The following is a 20524-nucleotide window of genomic DNA, read 5'->3' as shown; positions in this document are numbered from 1 at the left end:
TCCAATTTAAAATAATTATCTCCCTTTTCCAAAAATTACAATCGTAACTGTCTTTAACAATATCTTCATATCAAACAAAATATCATGATTTTTTATATAATATAAGTCATACTGCAATTTTCTGTAGGCATCTTCAATGCTCGCTCCATACGGATACATAACTTGTGCCCATCCAGTAAGCCCTGGTTTTACAGTATGTCTTAGATTGTAGTACATAATTTCCTTTTCTAACTGCTTTATAAAAAATTCTCTTTCTGGACGTGGTCCAACGAAACTCATTTCTCCACGTAGCACATTCCACAATTGTGGCAATTCGTCAATTCTTGTAAGACGCATAAATTTACCAAATTTTGTAACACGATTGTCATTTTTTGTAGCCCATTTTGGTCCATCTTTTTCCGCATCAGTCGTCATTGAACGAAATTTTACTATTTTAAACGGCTTGTTTCCTTCCCCAATTCTTTCCTGTATAAAGAATATTGGCCCTTTCGATTCCAGTTTTATTATTATTGCAGCAACAATCATAATTGGAATTACACAAACTCCGATTAAAAGTGCAAAAATTATATCAAGAATACGTTTAGCTTTCAAGTTAAAACTGTTGTAGTAAATTTCAAATCCTGTATTTTCCAAAAACCATTTTGGACTCAAGTTTGAAACCGGCAACTTACTCTCATACATTTCATAAAATTCTAAATAGTTATAGTACTGCATTCCACCAAGTTTGTATTGTAACAGCTTATCCACAAGTTTAGTATCATATAAAAGATTGTTTGTAAAATCTACAATTATATCAACTTTTTTATTTTCACATAAAGTTAACAGTTTTTCTGTCAAAGAACTCAAATTTTTTTCTTCTTTTAAAAAGTCCGATAATTTATATTGACGGTCTTTCTTTATACTTTCCAACAAATCATTTGTATATCCATTTTCTCCAACAAAAACAACTCTTTTTCGTTCTGAAAGTCCTACAATTATAATATAACGATATATAATCTGAAACATTGTAATCAGTCCAAACAGAATTATTGCTTCATTTACAATAAAAATCCGTAAAAACGCTGTAATTACAACAAGTATAAAATTAATTCCAACAATAATTATAATATCCCTCAATCTGTAAATTCCAGTCATATTATATACATTTGCCACATAATATATTATCATTGAACAAACAATTACAGCCACATTTGTAAATCCAAGTCCACGATTTACAAGTAATAATCCTATAAAATACGTCACAATTGTCAATATCCCAAACAAATAGGAATAATTTTTTTTCATCCCGCTTACTGCCATTCTAAATTACACTTCCTTTTTTATTTTTCTTCTTTAAAATTAAATGTTCATAACTTAATAATCCCATTTTTACAATATACATTCAGCAACTTAACACTATTGCCTTATTCTTGCTGAATAATAGTTAATTATAATTTTACTTCATTATTTCATATTTCATTTTAAGTTTTTTTCTATAAAACGCAAGCCCGACACAGACAATTTTGTCTATTCCTCTATTTCTTAATTCCACATCGTACTCTTTTTCTTTTATCTGCTCAAATCCAGTTTTTGCATAATTTTCCAGCTCGTCTTCATTATTTACAACTTTAAATTCAAATATGTACGCTGGATTTATTTTATTTTTAGGCTCTAAAACTAAATCTGCCCTTCCATAGCCACTTTCTCTTTCTGATAGTCTAATGTAGTCATTTGCAAGTATTATAAATATTCCAATTAAAAATATTTTGTAATACTTTTCATCTTTTTCCGTGTCAAAATAACTAAGTGAGGAAAGTATCTCATCTTGAAGCCCTTTTGCAAACTCTTCTATTTTTCCATTTTTTAAATTCTCTACAATATTTGAAAACTGTGTATAATTTCCAACAAATCTATCTATAAAAATTTTTCTAAAAAAAGTCTGTATTTCTTTATTCGGAAGCCTTAACGGATAGAGTTCCCCTTTTTTCTCGCCATCAGTTGTCAAATATCCGCTGTACAAAAATAATTCCCATATATCACTTGCATTAAATACATATTCCATATACTCATTTATTGCCTTATAAACTGTTTTCCCCACAAAAAGTTTTTCCAAATCTTCTATTACTTTTTTATCCGCTTTTCCTAATAAATCATATATTGTCTTGTTTCCTGAAACGCCTATCCAATAGGGACGTAATTTTTTTTCATCCAAAAAGTTAATAATCGACCACGGATTATAAATTTCAGTTTCTCCAAACTGATAACCGTCATACCACTCCCTGACATCTTCCATCTCGTATTCCAGCCCATAATATTTCACAGCCTCAACAACTTCATTTTCAGTAAGTCCATAATACTCTGAATATTTTTCACTAAAGATATTGTTTACCTTCAAATTATTTAACCCTGAAAAAATTCCTTCTTTTGCAATTCTCAATATTCCAGTCATAATTCCAAACTGTAAATATTCATTATCCTTCATTGCATCTCCATAAAACTTCTTAAAAAAAGAAATTGCCTGTTTATAATATCCCTCCTGATAAGCCTGAATTATCGGCGTATCATATTCATCTATTAGCACAACAGCTTTTTTCCCATAATATTCATACAAATATTTTGTCAACGCCTTCAATGAGCCTTTCCAATCTACTATATCTTTATTAAACCAGACATTATCAAAATAAAATAATTCTCTTTCATCCATTTCTTCTCTTATGAATTTAAATTCATCATACATATTACTTATTAATTGTCTAATTGCAATATGAGAATTTTCCCAACTAACCTCTTCCATGTTCCTAAAACTTATATATATAACAGGATATTGCCCCTGCTCCTGCATGTGTTCACTTTCAGAAATATTTAATCCGTCAAATAATTTTCGATTTTCTTCTTTATTTTCTATATCAAAAAAATATTTAATCATTGACATATTAAGGGTTTTTCCAAATCTTCTTGGACGTGTAAACAAGTTTACTTTTGCCCTGTAGTGTAAAATATCTTTAATTAGCTTTGTTTTATCAATATAATAATAATTATTTTCTACAATTTCCTTAAAATCAGACACCCCTATTGGCAAAGGCTTTCTATTTCTAGTCTTTTTTTCCGCCATATTTCTCCCTCCATTTATTCATTCCAGCTAAAAAATTATATATTCTATCTAATATTTCGCTTGTAAAAAATGATAGCAAAAATACTATTAAAAACGTAATAATTATATATAAAAAATAATTCATTCTAGATTTTAATATTCTTTCACAAAAAAATAAAAAAATCGGATGAATTAAATAAATATCATAAGTTTTTGCTGATACAGGCTTTATAATTCCTTTTACTTTGCCTAAAACTTTTTCTCCATCAAAAACATTTACAATATAATCATAAAGAAAAACTGTGGCTATAAATACACTAACTGAGTGATAATCATAAAAATAGTCAAAAAATTTTCCACTTGATTTTGTAAATATATACGTTAAAAAGACAGTTAATGACACTGCTATAAAAAAAACTGTGTATTTTTGCCATTTTTTCATATTCAAAGGCTTTTCTGCAAGTAAATAGCCAATTAAGAAATAACCGACATATTGCCCAGCTGGAGAATATATTTTTATATTTTTCTTAAAAATCACATTTAGAAATGGTACTAAAATCATAAATATTATCCATATAAAAACTAGATAATTAATACTTCTTCTATCAATTTTTACTACAACTTTTCGTAAAAATGGAGTTATCAAATAAAGCGACAATATCATATAAATATACCACAAATGATAGTAAATTTTCCCTTGAAAAAAGTTTGAAAAAAAATTATTATAACTTTCTTTCTGGAAAAAAATCGAAATTATGGTCTTATAAGTTGATTTTCTAAAAAAAACTGAAAATAATTCATTATCCTTAACATCTTTAAAAATTATTGTAAATATAAAAAAAATAACAGAATATACAAAAAACTTAGGCAAAATTTTTGCAAATCTTTTTTTAAAAAATATTTTCACATTCTCGTCTTTTCTCAACAGAAAAAATCCACTAACCATAACAAATATCGGTACACACATTCTGCTAAATGAATCTATAATATTTGCCATCATCCATCTATTTCCAGATATTTTACCATAATTATATAGCTCGCTTGCAACAATATGAATAAATAAAACCATACTAATTGTAATACATTTTAAAATATCAAAATTAAAAAATCTGTCCTTATTTTTTACCATTTATAAATCTCCAAATTTATCAATTTCCCTCAATAAAAATATAACTAAATTTTACCATAATTCAGGCTATTTTTCAATCAGTTTTCCTTTATATAAATAGGCTTACGATTATAATTATTGGTCTCAAATACCAAATTTATATGATTTTAACAGATTAATAACTATTTTTATTTTTTAAATAAAACTTGCATTTTGAATAAATGCGGGTATAATTCTATTAGATAGTTTGATAATCAAATTTTTTTGTGATAAGGAGGAACGTGTTATGGGAATAGAACTTGACAATGTTTCTGAAACTATGCTTGTTACCTTATATGCACGTGCAAAAGATGCTAAAAGCAAAAATCCAATTTTAAATGACAAAAAATCTTTCGAGATTTTTTCACAGTTAGATTATGATTTTTCAAAATTTGAAAAGGCGTGGGCTTCATACTATGGAATTCTGTCACGTGCAAAAGTAATGGATAATCAAGTAAGAAAATTTATGGAAAAGTATCCAGATTGTGTAATTGTATCTATAGGAAGTGGTCTTGATACATGATTTTTAAGAGTTGACAACGGAAAAATACGATGGTATAACCTTGACTTGCCTGAAGTGATTGAAGAAAGAAAATTATTCTTTGAGCCTAATGAAAGAGTTACTGACATTCCAAAATCGGCATTTGATCCGAGCTGGATTAAGGAAATTAAGTTAAATGGTAAAAAGCTTCTTATTATTTCAGAAGGTGTTCTCATGTATTTTGAAGAAAAACAGATTAAAGAGTTTTTGGAAATGCTGACTGACAGTTTTAATTCTTTTGAAGCTCAATTTGACTTGCTTTATAAAGGAACAGCAAAAGCAACAAAACATCACGACGTACTAAAAAATATGAAAGCAACTTTTAAATGGGGAGTAAAGGACGGAAGTGAAGTTGTAAAATTAAATCCAAAATTAAAGCAAACTGGACTTATTAATTTTACTGATGAAATGAAACTGCACCTTCCTGGCTGGAAAAAATTACTTATTCCGATTTTTTACATTGTTAATAACAGGCTTGGAATTTATACTTTTGAAAAATAGAATTCTTGCCTAATTTATATTTATTCTCCTTGTTTACTAAGATTTCTTTATTATGTTTAAAATTTCTTAAAGTCAAGTCTTTTGGAATTAAATATTCTTAAGTTCAAATAAAAAATACTCAAGCTGCAGATTTCATATATTTTTACAGTTTGAGTATTTTTGTTAACTATCTAATCTTTTAAAAGCGGATCCTTTTTCGTAACCTCGACTACCAGTTTATGCAATCCAATCAATGCTATCAAATTCGGTATTACCATAAGTCCATTAAACATATCAGCCAATTCCCACACTAAATCAACTTTTTGAAGTGAACCGGCAATTATGCAAATCATTACTAAAATTCTATAAATATTAAGAGCTTTTTTACCAAACAGATATTTCACATTGGCTTCCCCAAAGAAATACCATCCAATTATAGTAGAAAACGCAAAAAAGAATAATGCAACTGCAACAAAAATCACTCCAAAATGCCCCAATACTGCGTGAAATGCCTGTTGTGTCAATGAAATCCCAGTTCCATCTGCTTTTCCATCTGCAATCAAAATTACTAGTGCTGATAATGTCAAAATTACAAAAGTGTCAATAAAAACTGTGACAATTGCAACATGCCCTTGATCTTCAGGATTTTTAACCTTTGCAATTGCGTGAGCATGCGGAGTTGACCCCATTCCAGCCTCATTCGAGAATAGCCCTCTTGCCACTCCAAATCTTATCGCTTTTTTTATTCCCATTCCTAAAAATCCACCTAAAACTGCCTTTGTCGAAAAAGCATTCACAAAAATCGCTTTAAATGCCAAACCTGCATTTCCAATATTTAACACAATAATGAACAGACAGATTGCAACATAAAAAACTGCCATAATAGGAACTATTTTTTCAGTAACTGAAGCAATTCTTTTTACTCCTCCAAAAAATATAAATCCAGATAAAATTGCCAAAAATATACCTGTTATAACTTTCGGAACATGAAAAGCATTATGAAAAGCATCTCCTACCGAATTTGCCTGAACCGCATTTCCCATAAAGCCTAAAGCTAAAATACATGAAACCGCAAAGAATCCTGCCAGAAATTTGGCTGCTTTTCCTCCTTTAAATAATGTTTCAATGTAGTAGGCTGGGCCTCCTGTCATTTCTCCATCTTTTTTCTGTTTAAAAATCTGACTTAATACAGCTTCTGAATAGATAGTTGCCATTCCGAAAAATGCACTTACCCACATCCAGAATATTGCTCCTGGTCCTCCTGATACAATCGCTGTTGCCGCTCCTGCGAGATTTCCTGTTCCAACTTGCGCTGCAATAGCCGTTGCTAAAGCCTGAAACGACGACATCCCGTTATTATCCGCCTTTTCTCCGCTCAAGTCAAATCCGCTCGTCAACTGTTTCAAACCGCTCTTAAACTCCCTAATTTGAATAAATCTTAACCGTAATGTGTAAAATATACCAGTTCCAACTAACAAAACAATTAAAATAACATTCCAAAAAAATTCATTAAAATTTTCAATAATTTTTAACATCTAAATCCTTCTCCTTCGTTTTTTATTTCTGAATTTTAGAATGGATAGAAAAGTTTAAAGCGTTTTAATACAAATCTTATTATAAATCAAAGAAAAAGGCTGTCTTTTACTTAAATAAAGTCAAGACAACCTCTTAAAATTTCTTTTATATAAAAAAAGAAATATAAAATCCATAATTTTATATGCATTATTCTCTGTTCTTTTACCTGAGAGTTTAGGGAATTAGAAATTCCTTTGCTCCTTCGGTGCTGTCATTTAAGACAGTCTCTCCAGAGGCTCGTCCACTATGAGTCCTTTTACCTGAAAGAGTTACTTCTTCGGTGTTTTATTCTACATTTACAAAATTTATAAATGAGACAAAATCTCTCCTCATACCTTCATCCAAATTATTCACTTTTCTATATGTTAGCATATTTTTTTCTGTGTGTCAAAAAATATTTTATTTTACTTCTCTTTCAAAAAAGCTTTTAATACATAGTTTTTTATTTACATTTCCTTTTTCCAAAATATTTTTTTATTTACTTTTTAGCACAGCCCTGACTGCATAATGTAAAAAATAATAAACTGACTTCAAAAACGGTAATTTCTCAACTTTTCGATAAATTTCCCAACGAACTTTTGCCGTTTTAGCCTTATTGCTCGAACGGGAATTATCCATCACTCGATAATAAGCCAAATTTTCCTTGAGTCCAAAAATTGTTTTCACATCTTTCACAATCTCCAGCCAAAGAACATAATCCTCATTTTTCTCCAGTTCCTTAAAATAACGCTTCCCGACTTTTTCCACATCATACATAACTGTAAGACAGCCTAGATAGTTATTTTTCAGCATATCAGTATAGGAGATTTCTGGTTTAATTACAACTTCATTGATTTTTTCGCCATTTTCCTTAACTCTAGTGTACTCTGTACAGCTTATGCCTGCATTTTTTTCTTTCATAAATTGTATCTGCTTTTCCAATTTTTGGCTGTGCCAGTAGTCATCAGCGTCTAAAAATGCAATATACTTTCCATTTGCCAAATCAATCAAATAATTTCTCCCTTTTACAACGCCCATATTTTTTTCAGTATTCACAACCTTTATTCTATTATCTTTTTTTGCATATTCATTTACAACTGCAAGACTGTTATCCGTTGAAACATCATTCATAATAAGCATTTCCCAATTTTCATAAGTCTGTGAAAGCACTGATTCTATTGTTTTTCCAATAAACTTTTCTGCATTGTACATTGGCACAATTATTGAAACTTTTTCTTTATCCATTTTTTCTCCTTATTTTATTTTTAAAATTTTAAGGAATTTTATCCTCAAACCGCTTTAATAACCAATTAAAAGGTAGCTATTCTATTAAAATAAAAATTTATTCCGATTAATTAGGTATTAGAGACGTTCGAGCATACTTTTAAAGTATATCCATTATTTTTTTAAATACAATTTATCAAAAAATTCATCAAAGTTATTTCCTAATTTTATCCATTTCCATTTTTCGCTATTTCCTCCTTCAGTAAAAATTTTATGTATATCATCAGCAAAATAATACATAAAAATCTCCTTTGTTTCTTTAGAAATAAATATGTACTCATCTTCATCCGCACCTATTGCCACATAGTTGTTTCTCCAAAAATATGTTCTTTTTAAATCAGGATTTTTTTCATATTCCATCTCATCAAATTCCGTAAGCAGATTTTTTCCTCTTTCAACTGTTTCATCATCAAAATATAAATACGAAATAAATTTATCATTTATATTTTCAACATCAATGGGCATATATACAGTTTCCTTAAAATAAATTTCAGAATATTTTTTAACCATATCTCTGTATTCTTCTTTTTCAATTCCCAAACTTTCTATAAACTCATCGTCATAATAGTAGCTTTCCTCTTCTCTCACTTCACAATCTTCTATCTCAAGTATTTCTTCCAAATGCTTTTGTCTATCCATTTCTATCATCCCCTATCTTTCTCCATCCAATTGTTCCAGCAATCCATCAACAAATTTTGTCAGTTGCTCTTTTTCTTCCTTAGACATTTCTTTATTGTCTTTTGGATCTACATACAGTTTTTCAATAAATTCATCAAAATTTTCTGCTAATTCTGTCCATTTCCAATAAACTCCTTTACTTTCATCCTCTAAATCTGAATATGAAGAATACTGCACTATCCTATTTGATGCCTTTGATATATACATATAGGCATAAGGTTCCCCACTTATTATTGGTATATAATTATCTAACTCTCCATAGTTTACTTCAATTTTTTTAGCATCTTTTCCATATTTCTTCTTATGAATTTTTTCAGAGTACCATCTTAATTTTTTTCTTCCATTTTCATACACTTCATCACTAAAATCTAAGTCAAAAAATAAAGCTTCCCCTTCTTCATTCGTTTCTGGATCAAAATCTTTGCAATGGAGCAGTGGCTTAAATGCTATAAACTCATAGTCTAATACTAAATTAACATATTTTCTTACTCCATGTTTCTCAAGCAACTCTTTTGTATAATATTTGCTTTTCTCTTTTCTCTTTCCTTCTTTTTCAGTATATTCTATATCCACAGCTTCCCAAAATTTTTTATATTTTTCCATTTTTTCACCGTTATAATTGACTTTTATCAATTATTGCCTTTCTTTTTCTATCAATCCATATTCTATTATCTCTTCTAAATATTTTTTTCTATCTATATTTATTCCATTATTTTTTAGATTTGAAGCAGTAATTTTTTGAATTTCCTCATTAAAGACCCCCTCTTTTTATTAATCCTGAGGAAACTTAATACCCGCCTCAAGTCTAGCCTTTGTCTGCACTTCACTTACCAGCAGGCTTTTTTCCAGCTGTCTGTAGCAAAATTCCAAGTCATTTTCATTTACTGCATTAATGAATGCTTTAAATTCAGGCACAACTCTATCTTTTGAAAATCCGTCATCAAAACTTTCTATTGTTTCATCATACATTTTCAATGTGACTTTTCCGACAAGTGATGGTGCTTCTTCACTTATGATTTTTCCTTCACTTCCTTGAATCACACCTATTCTTTTCCCTTCACTATCTTTTGCACATACACACATAGCATTGAAATTTTTGTATTCTATCATAAGAACTCCACTTGTATCAATATTTTGCTCAATATTAGCATAATACTTCGCATTTTCAGGCTTTCCAAAAAGTCCTAAAACATAATGTAAATTATACAGTCCCAAGTCCATCAATGCTCCTCCAGCTTTTTCAGGATCAAATACAGGCAGAATTTCTCCTCTCTTAAAAGCGTCATATCTGCTGGAATACTGACTATACTGGCTCTGAACAAGTTTCACATCTCCAATTTTACCAATCCAATCTTTTATTTTTTTATAGTTTTCAAAATAAAGTGTCGTTATTGCTTCAAATAAAAACAATTTTTTTTCCTTTGCCAAATCTGACAATTCTTTAGCTTGCCTATAATTAGTTGTCATCGGCTTTTCAACAATAACATTCAGACCTTTTTCCAATGCTTTTTTACAATATTCAAAATGTAAAAAATTCGGAACAGCAATATAAACAGTGTCAATCCCAAATTCACAAAGTTTATTAAAATCATCAGTAAATTTCAAAATACCATATTTTACACAAATTTCCTCAACTTTTCCAATACTCTTTTTTGTCCCTTGCATCCCCACTATTTCCAGTCCTTCCAACTGAACAAGACTAGGCAAAAATTCCTGAACAATCATCCCTGAACCAACAATTCCTAATTTCATGTAAATTCCCTTCTTTCCACACACACACTTTACTTGAAACTTATTTTTGAAGTAAATTTATTTAAAATATTTTCTTCAATTCAAAATCTGCATAATTTCTAAAAAGTTCAATAAATTATGCCTTTAAATCATCATATTCTCCACTTTCAAACTTTTTCACAATATAACTGCAAATTGGCACAATTTTATACCCATTTTCTCTTGCATATTTTACACCAGCATCAAATAATTTTCCTGCAATCCCTTGCCCTCGCAATTCAGAAGATACGACTGTCGATTCAAAATACAATTTTTCCCCTTCTTTTCTGTAAGTCAATTTTGCAAGTTCATCTCCATTTTCTCCAAATATAAAAAATCCTTCATTTACTACATGTCTTATTTCCATTTTTTCAAACTTCCTTTCAATATTTTATTTTATTATATAGTAAAATCATTTCAAAATCAAATTTAAAAAGTTTACAAATATTTCAATATTTCACGCTTATATTGAATAAATTTTTCAGACATTATAACTTCTTCATTATTATAACTCTTGTCCTGACTATTTTTCAAGTCAACATTTATTTGTGCAGCAATTTTACCTGGACTTCCTGCCAAAATATAAATTCTGTCAGAAAGCAGTATCGCCTCATCAATATCATGAGTGATAAATAAAGTTGACATCTTAATTTTGTTCATTATGTTCAGATACCAGCTATGAATTTTATGCTTTGTAATGGCATCCAATGCACTGAAAGGCTCATCAAGAAGAGCGACTTCGCTGGAAAATAAATATGTTCTAAGCAATGCCGCCCTTTGTTTCATTCCGCCTGACAGTTTACTCGGATATAAATTTTCTGTACCTTCCAATCCAAAATCTTTAAAATACGGCTTTGCAATTTCCCGTGCCTTATTTTTATTTTCACCCCTTATCACAAGTGGAAGTGCCACATTGTCAATAATTTTTTTATGAGGTAAAAGCAGATCTTTTTGTAGCATATAGCTTATTTTTCCAGATTTTCCAGTTATATCTTCTCCATTCATTTTGACATTTCCACAATCAGGCTTTAAAAGTCCTGCAATAATGTTAAATAACGTCGTTTTCCCAGCACCACTCACTCCTAAAATACAAACCAGCTCATTTTCATACAAATCAATCGAAACATTTTCCAAAACTTTTTTATTTTCAAAAGAAATGGAAATATCTTTTATTTCAAGCTTTTTGTCTTTCTTCACTTAATATTTCTCCTTTTTATAAATTTTCTACTATTTCAGATACTCGTTACTATACCCAAAATTCTTTGGTATTTCACGTTCTACAGCCTTATTTTTGTAAAGCCATTCATAAAATCTGTTCCAACGGTTCCCATCAATTATTCCCCATTCCTTTGCATCAGACTGATATTCTTTAGAAATCCATTTTTGGCTGGCTGTTACAAGGTTTATATCAAGTTCTGGAGAATTTTTTACCAAAATTTTTGCTGATTCCTCTGGATTTTTCATTGCGTATTCATACCCTTTTTTTATTGCCTTCAAAACTTTTTTTGCAATTTCAGGATTTTTTTTCAGAAAGTCATTATTTGCGATAATTACAGGGCTATAATAGTCAAGTTCCTCTCCATAGTCACGAATTTTTAGAAAATTTGTCTGAAGTCCTGCCCTTTCTGTAGCAATTCCATCCCACGCATAATAAACCCAAACAGCATCAACATCAGTCTTTAAGCCAGTTACAACATCCGTTATAGTATAAGGAATCAATTTTACTTTAGAAAAATCGCCTTTATCATCTGTTACTAATTTTTTCAAAATAGCCTGCTCAATATTATCTTCCCAAGTGGCATATTTTTTGCCTTCCAGTTTTTTTGGCGAATCAATGCCTTTTTCCTTCAATGAAATAATTCCAGATGTATTATGCTGAAGAATTGCCGCAACAGCTGTTACTGGTACAGGATTCTCCTTTGCAAATGATTTTGCCAATGTATCCTGAAAACTTATTCCAAATTCTGCTCCTCCAGCTCCAATAAGTGCCGTTGTACTTCCTTCAGGTGGTTGCACAATTTCCACATCCAGTCCTTCTTCCTTAAAATATCCCAAGTCTTTTGCCACATAAAGCCCCGTATGATTAGTATTTGGCACCCAATCCAGTACAATTTTTATTTTCTGATTATTTTTAGATTTTCCACACGAAACAGCCAAAACCAAGATTAAACATAAAATTAAAATTTTTGAAATTTTTTTCATTTTTTATACCTCTCTTCACTTTTTTGAAATTTTTTTCTTTAAAAATTTACTTTTCCCAAACCATGCACCATTTCTGTATTTTTTTTACAAGATACATAAGTAGCAGGCTTATCGCAGAAATAAGAAAAATTACTGCAAACATCTTATCAAATGAATACGACTTTCTGACTCTTGTCATATAAACTCCAAGTCCGCTAAATCCACCAAGCCATTCAGCTACAACTGCTCCAATTATAGAATACGAAACCGAAATTCTAAGCCCTGCGAAAAAATATCCTAATGAGCCTGGCAATTTGACATGAACAAAGTTCTGAAATGGCGTTGCTCCCATTGTTTTTAACAAATTCAGCATATCCTTGTCAGCCGAGCTAAATCCATCCAGAAGCCCAATAGTTATTGGAAAAAATGAAGTCATAACAATAAGCGTAATCTTTGGCAATATTCCATATCCCAGCCAAAGTACCAAAAGCGGTGCAATTGCAACTGTAGGTATTGTTTGACTAATTATCAAAACAGGATAAATCATTTTATATGCATACTCAAACCTGTCCATAATAACAGCCACGGCAAATCCAAGAATTATTCCCAGACCAAGCCCCAAAAATGCTTCAAGCAAAGTAATTTTTGTATGCTCCATAAGCAGTGGAAAATCCAAAACAAACGCTTTTACAACTTCAAACGGCGATGGTAACATAAATTTTGGTATAATGTTCACCATTGACAAAATTTGCCAAATCATCAATAATACAGCAATAATAATACCTGGTGCAATTTTATCTGTTATATTTTGAAATTTTTTCATCAATCTTTAAAATATCTCCCTTCGGTTTATAATTTATTTTTACATATGACATTACACCATCAGCTCCTGCCTTCACAGCCACAACTTGACATTCCTTAACAATTTCCATAAGCTCGTCAAAATCCCCTTCTACCGTTGTTTCAAATGGAGCAACATTCATTTTTAACCCTTTGCTTTTAATAAATTCAATAACTTCATCAACAACTCTTACAATTTCCTCATTTCCCACAACATTTGGCAATACCTGAATTGCAATACTCGCATTAATTTCTTTTTTTTTCATAATCTATCATCCCTTTCCTTAAAACTGTTTTTTTATTTAAAATTTCTTTGTATAAAAAAATCCCCTTATCACAAGGAGATTCTATATTTTTATAAATTTTCTAAAATAATTTGAAAAGGTATGCAAAATAACTTTAAAATTATTTCTTATTTTATATAAAATACTCCCTCCGACAGCATTATCTGTACAGGTTATGTGGGTTTAATTCTCAGCAAAATTGCTCCCCAGTATTTTTTACTATTCGTTCTATTTATAAAATTGACTAACCAATATTCACGTCTTTAAAATCAGAATACAATTCTTTTAAGATGTGTTTATTTCTTTCGTTAATATTTACTATATACCATTTATTTTTATCTTCAAACACCAAAGATTTTTGATTCAGTTCTACTTTTTTTCCTTGGCCAGAAACTATACTCTTTGTCGGTATAATTACATAATTTCTTCCAGTATTCGTCTGTCCTATTTTTACATTTTCAAAATCATATTCAACTTTTTCAATTTTTATATATTTTAAAGCATTCATCAATAGTTGTAATGTTATTTCTTTTGCTTTTTGAGGTGTTGTTGAAGCATTTTTTGCTTCCCATTCCCATAATCTTTCAGGTGTATTTTCCATACTTGTCGTAAAATTTCCAGCTAACAACTCTTTTGATATTTTATCTAACTTTGCTTCAATTTCAGGCTTTACTTTATTCCAAGCTTCTAATGCCAGTTCACTCTGTGCTTTTTCTACATTTTTACAGATTTTTTCATCTCTTTTTATTTTACATTTTTGGACTGTTTCTTTTAAAAGATTATTGTTTTTTTTCAAATTTTCAACACTATATTTATTTCCACAGGATGTAAAAACTACTATAGAAGTTGCAATTAAGTATATTCTTATTTTTTTCATTTAGCCTCCAATTCTATTTTTTATTATTTCTATTTTATTTTAGCTAAATCTGGATACACATCCTTTAAGAAAATCATATACTCTTTTTCATAATTGATAATGTACCATTTATTTCCATCCTCAAATGCCATTGTTTTTCCTTCACCGCTTATTTTTTGCCCATCGTAAAGTATTGTAACTTTAGTTGGTATAATTACATAATTTCTTCCTGTTTCAGTTTTCCCCACTTTAACATTTTCAAAATCATAGGTATTTTCAATTATTTTCATATTATCTGTTAGTTTACTCATCGTTTTTATAGTTATATTTTTAAGTTCATTTACAGACATAGATCCCTTTTTAGCTAAGTATGTTAAAAATTTTTCTGGCATTTCATCAAAACTTGCTTTATAATTTCCTGCAACCAAATCTTTTGAAATTTTATTTAGCCGTATTTTAATCTCAGGTTTTACTCTTTCCCAAGCTTCCTTTGCTGTTTCCCCTTTTTTACTATTTTGAACAGTCGTATTTAAGTTTTGATTTCTATTTTTATTTGCAGGAGCAGCAAATGTAACAGCTGAAACAACTAATAATAATAAAATAATTTTTTTCATTTTTACCTCCAGAAGATTCATTTTTATTAATTATACCTCATATTTTTACATTTTCAAAATTTTTACTTTTTTATCAGATTATTTTCCAAGAATTTCAATGCTTTTTCAACATCTTTCAAAGTAGCCAAATATTATGAATATTCTGTATGAAGTAGTAAATAATTTCAATTCCTTAAAAACTTGCTTTAATTCCAAGTCCTCCTCTTACGTTGTCACCTTTCGTATCATATCCCAAATTTGCAGTCACTCCCAATCCTTGATTTTGTATTCCGAAGTTTAAGTCAAGCTTCACATTTCCTTTTCTGCCTTCCTTTTCGCTTCTCAAATTGTACCAGTCTGCATCGGTATAGGCTACTTTCGCTCTATTCGCACCCATACTTCCAAGTTCTATTTCATATGCTATTCCTGTTCCTAGTACTAATGTTGTATTTGCTGTCAGTGGCTGGACATATTTAAATTCCGTTCCTATTTCAGGCTTTGCTGAAAAATAATCATTTTCTTTTACTTTTAATCGCATATCTCCATTTTTTTCCTTGATTCTGTTAAATCTTCCATATTCCATATTCAATGCCCCATACGGTCGAATGCTCATTTTATCATTTAATCTTATTTCTTTTCCAATTTCGTTCCTCATCCCCAATCCGTATGAATAATAATTTGATTTTGCATTAAATACATTGTCTACAACAAGAAATCTTCTGTTCATGCTGTTTATTCCAAAAAAACCTTCTCCTGATACTGTCCATTTCAAATTTTTATCCTTGTCAAATGTGACCGTCTTAAACACTCCACCTTTGAACAGCGTCTGATTTTCTCTTGACTTTCCTATATCCTTGAACTGAAAGTTATTGTTCACTGCTCCAGCATACCAGCCTCCTGTATCGTCAGAATCTAAATCATTTTTATGGACATAAGCTATCCCATAAGTATTATTTTTATAATCAGTTATTCCTGCTGTATCTGTCTTATATTCATCTTTTGAACCAAACACTTTTATTCTGTCATTCTGTTCAGCTTCATCTTTTATCAAACCGTTTACTTCCCTAGTTACTGTATCTCCTGTTGTTTTTATCCTTGATTGAACATTCGCATACTGGTGCCCCATCATTTCGTCTACTGCTTGAGTAAATAATATCTCTTCATTATTTCCTATATTGTTTAATTTATTAAATAATTCCTTTTCAGAGCCTTCTTTTTCCACTCCATATCTCCGTTCCAGTCCATCTAAAAAATTATACGTCTGTCTTGAATTTTCCTTATCCCCTGCAAACACTGTATATGGAACTTTTGCTAAATATATATTTCCTATTCCATTCGTATTCGCTGTCATCCCAGCCATCCAAGTAAGACTTCCTGAATACACATTCCATTCTTTTATTCCTGAATTTTTTATCATACCGATGAAAGGAGACGTAATGTTTTGTCCTAACTGAATATATTTTTTATCAGTACTCTGTGCCGCTTCAGTTCCTATTATCAAATCTGCCGACTGCATATTGGCAAGAGCTCCTAAATTATTAACAGGATTAGTTTTCGCTACTCCCGAAGTGTCCACATAAATACCCACTGATGAAACAGGATTTGAGACGTTTGATGAAGCCTTAGGATTAACTGTATTTACAAGTTGTATTTCCTGCGGTGTATTATTTAAGGTTATTGTCCCATTGGCAGTATTTATTTTTATTCTGTCTATTCCATCTGTTCCCATTGCTTTTTCAAGTCCTGTCGCTGTTTTCTTCTCAAGTATTGGCAACGCTCCGCTTCCTGTTGTGATATTCATGCTGCCGTAATTTTTTATGACAGCGTTCGACAGCAAAAGTCCATAGCCGTTTGAAGCATCAATATTAATGCTTCCCTGGTTATTTAAGGTACCGTTGAATACCGCTATTCCTATCTGTCCATTATTTCCTGTTCCTGTTGTTGTAATCGTTCCTGTATTTAGAGCTGTTGCTCCGTTATCTACATACATTCCTATATTTCTTGATGTTCCGCTTAATTCAATTGTTCCTGCATTTTCCGCGATAGAGCCATTTCCTGTAGCATACATTCCTACACTTCCAGGAGTTGTTACTTTTATTATTCCCGAATTTTTAACATATCCAAGTCCATCTTCATATCCTGCAGCCATTCCTATTCCAATATTTCCTACCGTTGACCGTGATACTGTTATTGTTCCTAAATTCTCTGCTACCTGTGGAGTTGTTATGGCATTTTTAGAATAACTGTAAATACCTACATTTCCTGTTCCTGAACCAAAATCTATATTTCCATAATTAATCAACTTTCCTGCTGTTATCAATCCGTAATTTTGATTCCCTGCTGATTTCAGATGATTATAATTTATAATATTTCCTGTTTTATCTGATGAATATAGAAATACAGAATTTGTATTTAATGTTACAGAGCCTGTATTTCCTGCATATCCTGTTACTATATTATTATTCTGACCTGTTGCAACATACCCAAATGAATTATTTCCAATAATGACTTTGTCGGTCTGACTGCTTAACACCTGATTATCACCCGATAAAAGAACATTTACACTGTTATTTCCTGTATTAAGTGCAGAATTCTGCCCTACAGATGTGTTTTCTCCAACCGCATATATTCCAACACTGTTATCTCCTGTAAGAATATTTCCTGTCACTTGCAATGTTCCATTTGAAACTGCTATTCCAACACTGTTTGTCGCACTTGACAAATCAATGTTACCACTGCTGTTGATAGTGGAAACTGCCCCGTTATTTGCAGCAAATATTCCAACTATATCCCTACCACCTGCAGCGGCTACTATATTTCCTGAATTACTTATACTTATATTTTTATTACCCCATATATTGTTTGCGGGAAGAACATTCACTCCATAAATTCCAACACTTTGAGATCCTACTTCTATATTTCCCCTGTTTTCTATTACGGAATTTGCTGAACCAAGCATCCCCACATTTCCTGTACCTGTCAATTTAATTGTTCCTGTTGTATCATTCGTTACAGTTCCATTGTCAGATAGCAAGGCTGTTGTATTATTTCCAGTGAAATTTATTACACCTTTATTTGTTACCTGGATAGCATTATTCCCTGATGAACCCACATAATTTGTCTGCCCTAAAATATAATTTTTATTTCCTGCAACAGTTGAACCTGAGATTGTATTCCCCGCATCAAGCGTAATATTTGACAGATTAAAGTTTGAACTGTAAAACAAATCTGATGAATTGTCCAAATTTACATTCTGTCTGATATTTAAATTTCCTGATGTTACTGAAGTATTCATAGGACTTCCTGCATTTAAATTAATTGGTGCCAAAAGCCATGGCGCTGTTTTCATATCATTTTCTGCAACATGACCTACCCATGGAAGCTGATATTCTGTAGGCCATTGAGTCCAAGTCATAGCATAAGATGTACCTGTGCCTTGAAGAGCCTGTGCAACAGGTGTCTGAAACCATGTATTATTTGTAGCTGACATTGCGTGGCTTCCCAAGCGACCATATTCTGTAAGAGCCGCCACTTTCCCTGTTGATTTTGCCTGATTTCCGATCATACGCATATCTCCTGCAACAAGATTAATCCAATTTGCTTCACTTTGACTTGCAGACTGCCAATACGCATCGTATCCCAGTACATCTATTACATCATCACCGGGATAATCTGCCATATATCTATTTAAATCACTTCCGCCTCCAAAATCACCGTTTGGTGCATATGCAAGAAGTATCTGATCTCTTACACCCGCCGCAACAAGCGCTTCATGAACACGCCTGAATGCAGCTTTTATTTTATTATGGGACTGATTTGGCTCTCCCCACCAAGGCCAATCTCCATTTTGCTCATGGAATACTCTTAATACCCAGGGAATAGGTGTGCCGTCAGGCGCTACTGCGAGTTTTGCAGTTTCAACGATTGTCTGTATCCATGTGTTAAACTGATTTGCATACGCCCCAGTCGAAGAAAACTGATCCAAATCTGGATTTCCTGTTTTATCATCACTTTTTCCATCGTGGTTATTTTCATATTTAGTGGGATTCGGAATTTCACTTGAAGCTGTAAAAATTGCTCCTAAGCTATTTGCTTTTTTTATATAATCTGCCATCAGCTGACTATTATTTTGTATGCTTTTTGTCCAGTGTGTTGGCTGTTCTCCAAAGTGCATTCCAATTACCGCAGGGTATTTCCCCGTAACTGAATAAATATCTGAACTATAACCTGAAGAATTTTGTGGTGAAATACTTACATCAATTCCGTGCTGTTGTCCCATAATAGGTGTTCCTGCATTAGCATAATATTTAAGCGCATTCATAAGTTTTTGTCTTGATGTTAAATTTGTTGGAGTATAAGTTAAAGCAGGCATGGTTATCCCTTTTGTTCCCAGCGCTGTACCTGTCCCCTGTAAATCATTCACCATAATGACAGGCAATGTTATCGATGCTTTACTCTTATCAAATTCTACAGGTTTTGCAACAACGTTTAAATCAATATTTGGCATAAGCGTAGAAGTAGAAGATGCTTTATTCGATACAATAGGCTCTTGCTCTATTTTTATATTTGCAATTCCATAATTATTGTCATTATTTCTATTATTTGGATTTGTCAGAGCCGAGTTTTTCATATTTTCGTTTTTCAAAGACTTTGTATAAGAATTATATGAATCGCTGTTTGGAGAAACTGTTCTTAAAAAAATATCATTACTTCTTTTATATACACCTTCATATTGATATTTATCACCTTTATCATTTTTCTCTTTGTATAATTTGTGCTGATTATTAAAAAAGTACTCAGTTTCATATTTTAAAGAATTATTTTTATTACTGTTTTTTATCATCTGATCAAGTTTTAAATCATTTTCTGATAAATTATAGCTGTTTTCTTTATGTTCTGATGTTACAGTTGTGTTATTTTTTCCATTTTTAAAAATAGTATTATCTTTAATGAATGAATAAATTTCGTCTACTGTATTTATATTCAATTCTTCTTGCAAATCATCTTTTTTATTATCAGATTCCTTTAAATTTTCGTTACTTAAGTACAAACTATTTTCTTTGCTGATATTTTCATTTATTTTGACCAAAGTATTTTTTTTTATACTATTTGTTTCAGCTAAAAGAATAGTTGAAACACTGGAAAAAATTCCTATCCATTTAAATTTGTTTCTCTTCATAAATTTAAATCACTCCTAAAATTCTATGTAATTTTTACTAAATTTAAAAAGTAAATATTTTATAGTA

General features: G+C 30.9%; 16 protein-coding genes, 1 pseudogene and 3 riboswitches. Of the genes and pseudogenes, 1 reads left to right on the top strand and 16 read right to left on the bottom strand.

Translation table 11 applies throughout. The annotated features are described in order from the left end of the window. Positions 1-15: 15 nt before the first annotated feature. The 3 genes from ACEG17_RS00970 to ACEG17_RS00960 form a co-directional block, all read right to left on the bottom strand. Complete coding sequence (locus ACEG17_RS00970; RefSeq protein WP_372582207.1) at positions 16-1299, bottom strand: exopolysaccharide biosynthesis polyprenyl glycosylphosphotransferase; 1284 nt, start codon at positions 1297-1299, stop codon at positions 16-18. A gap of 136 nt (positions 1300-1435) precedes the next feature. Continuing rightward, positions 1436-3091, bottom strand: coding sequence for an AAA family ATPase (locus ACEG17_RS00965; RefSeq protein WP_372582206.1), 1656 nt, complete (start codon positions 3089-3091; stop codon positions 1436-1438). After that, positions 3072-4199, bottom strand: coding sequence for an acyltransferase (locus ACEG17_RS00960; RefSeq protein ID WP_372582205.1), 1128 nt, complete (start codon positions 4197-4199; stop codon positions 3072-3074). Before ACEG17_RS00960 ends, ACEG17_RS00965 begins: the two co-directional genes overlap by 20 nt. Before the next feature lie 265 nt (positions 4200-4464). On the opposite strand from ACEG17_RS00960, the pseudogene ACEG17_RS00955 reads away from it, so the two are divergent. Further along, a pseudogene (locus ACEG17_RS00955) lies at positions 4465-5259 on the top strand (class I SAM-dependent methyltransferase). Between the two features lie 170 nt (positions 5260-5429). On the opposite strand, the gene ACEG17_RS00950 reads toward ACEG17_RS00955, so the two are convergent. From ACEG17_RS00950 to ACEG17_RS00890, 13 genes are all read right to left on the bottom strand, one after another. Continuing rightward, positions 5430-6773 carry an alanine/glycine:cation symporter family protein gene (locus ACEG17_RS00950; RefSeq protein ID WP_372582204.1) on the bottom strand — a complete coding sequence of 448 codons (1344 nt, stop codon included), beginning with the start codon at positions 6771-6773 and terminating at the stop codon, positions 5430-5432. Between the two features lie 192 nt (positions 6774-6965). After that, a riboswitch (glycine riboswitch) is annotated at positions 6966-7048 on the bottom strand. 3 nt (positions 7049-7051) lie between these two features. After that, positions 7052-7154, bottom strand: a riboswitch (glycine riboswitch). 133 nt (positions 7155-7287) lie between these two features. After that, positions 7288-8037, bottom strand: coding sequence for a glycosyltransferase family 2 protein (locus ACEG17_RS00945; RefSeq protein WP_372582203.1), 750 nt, complete (start codon positions 8035-8037; stop codon positions 7288-7290). Positions 8038-8190: 153 nt separating this feature from the next. Beyond that, entirely contained in the window at positions 8191-8724 is a 534-nt protein-coding gene (locus tag ACEG17_RS00940) for a hypothetical protein (protein ID WP_372582202.1), read from the bottom strand. Positions 8725-8727: 3 nt separating this feature from the next. Beyond that, positions 8728-9387 (bottom strand): hypothetical protein, encoded by a 660-nt coding sequence (locus ACEG17_RS00935; protein ID WP_372582201.1) that lies wholly within the window; start codon positions 9385-9387, stop codon positions 8728-8730. A 138-nt stretch (positions 9388-9525) separates the two neighbouring features. Further along, on the bottom strand, positions 9526-10506 hold the full coding sequence (locus ACEG17_RS00930) for a Gfo/Idh/MocA family protein (protein WP_372582200.1): 981 nt from the start codon (positions 10504-10506) through the stop codon (positions 9526-9528). Positions 10507-10621: 115 nt separating this feature from the next. Further along, positions 10622-10891, bottom strand: a complete 270-nt coding sequence (locus ACEG17_RS00925; RefSeq protein WP_021743146.1) for a GNAT family N-acetyltransferase — start codon at positions 10889-10891, stop codon at positions 10622-10624. A gap of 71 nt (positions 10892-10962) precedes the next feature. Further along, positions 10963-11721 carry an ABC transporter ATP-binding protein gene (locus ACEG17_RS00920; RefSeq protein ID WP_299572900.1) on the bottom strand — a complete coding sequence of 253 codons (759 nt, stop codon included), beginning with the start codon at positions 11719-11721 and terminating at the stop codon, positions 10963-10965. 30 nt (positions 11722-11751) lie between these two features. After that, the gene (locus ACEG17_RS00915) at positions 11752-12726 is read right to left on the bottom strand and encodes an ABC transporter substrate-binding protein (protein WP_299572897.1); all 975 of its coding nucleotides are present in this window, start codon (positions 12724-12726) and stop codon (positions 11752-11754) included. A gap of 46 nt (positions 12727-12772) precedes the next feature. Then, complete coding sequence (locus tag ACEG17_RS00910) at positions 12773-13528, bottom strand: ABC transporter permease (protein WP_372582199.1); 756 nt, start codon at positions 13526-13528, stop codon at positions 12773-12775. Further along, positions 13500-13811 (bottom strand): thiamine-binding protein, encoded by a 312-nt coding sequence (locus ACEG17_RS00905; protein ID WP_372582198.1) that lies wholly within the window; start codon positions 13809-13811, stop codon positions 13500-13502. The genes ACEG17_RS00910 and ACEG17_RS00905 overlap by 29 nt, the downstream gene beginning before the upstream one ends. A gap of 147 nt (positions 13812-13958) precedes the next feature. Next, positions 13959-14048: riboswitch (TPP riboswitch) on the bottom strand. 25 nt (positions 14049-14073) lie between these two features. Beyond that, positions 14074-14706: an EexN family lipoprotein gene (locus ACEG17_RS00900; protein ID WP_372582197.1), complete on the bottom strand. Its 633-nt coding sequence runs from the start codon at positions 14704-14706 to the stop codon at positions 14074-14076. Between the two features lie 29 nt (positions 14707-14735). Next, a complete protein-coding gene (locus ACEG17_RS00895; RefSeq protein ID WP_372582196.1) occupies positions 14736-15299 on the bottom strand; it encodes a hypothetical protein in 564 nt (187 codons plus the stop codon). Between the two features lie 172 nt (positions 15300-15471). After that, entirely contained in the window at positions 15472-20457 is a 4986-nt protein-coding gene (locus ACEG17_RS00890) for an autotransporter domain-containing protein (protein ID WP_372582195.1), read from the bottom strand. Positions 20458-20524: the final 67 nt, after the last annotated feature.

The organism is Leptotrichia hongkongensis (assembly GCF_041538065.1).
GTDB classification, from domain to species: domain Bacteria; phylum Fusobacteriota; class Fusobacteriia; order Fusobacteriales; family Leptotrichiaceae; genus Leptotrichia; species Leptotrichia hongkongensis.
Note: the sequence above shows the minus strand (reverse complement) of the source record. Positions and strands in the feature narration are given on the sequence as shown.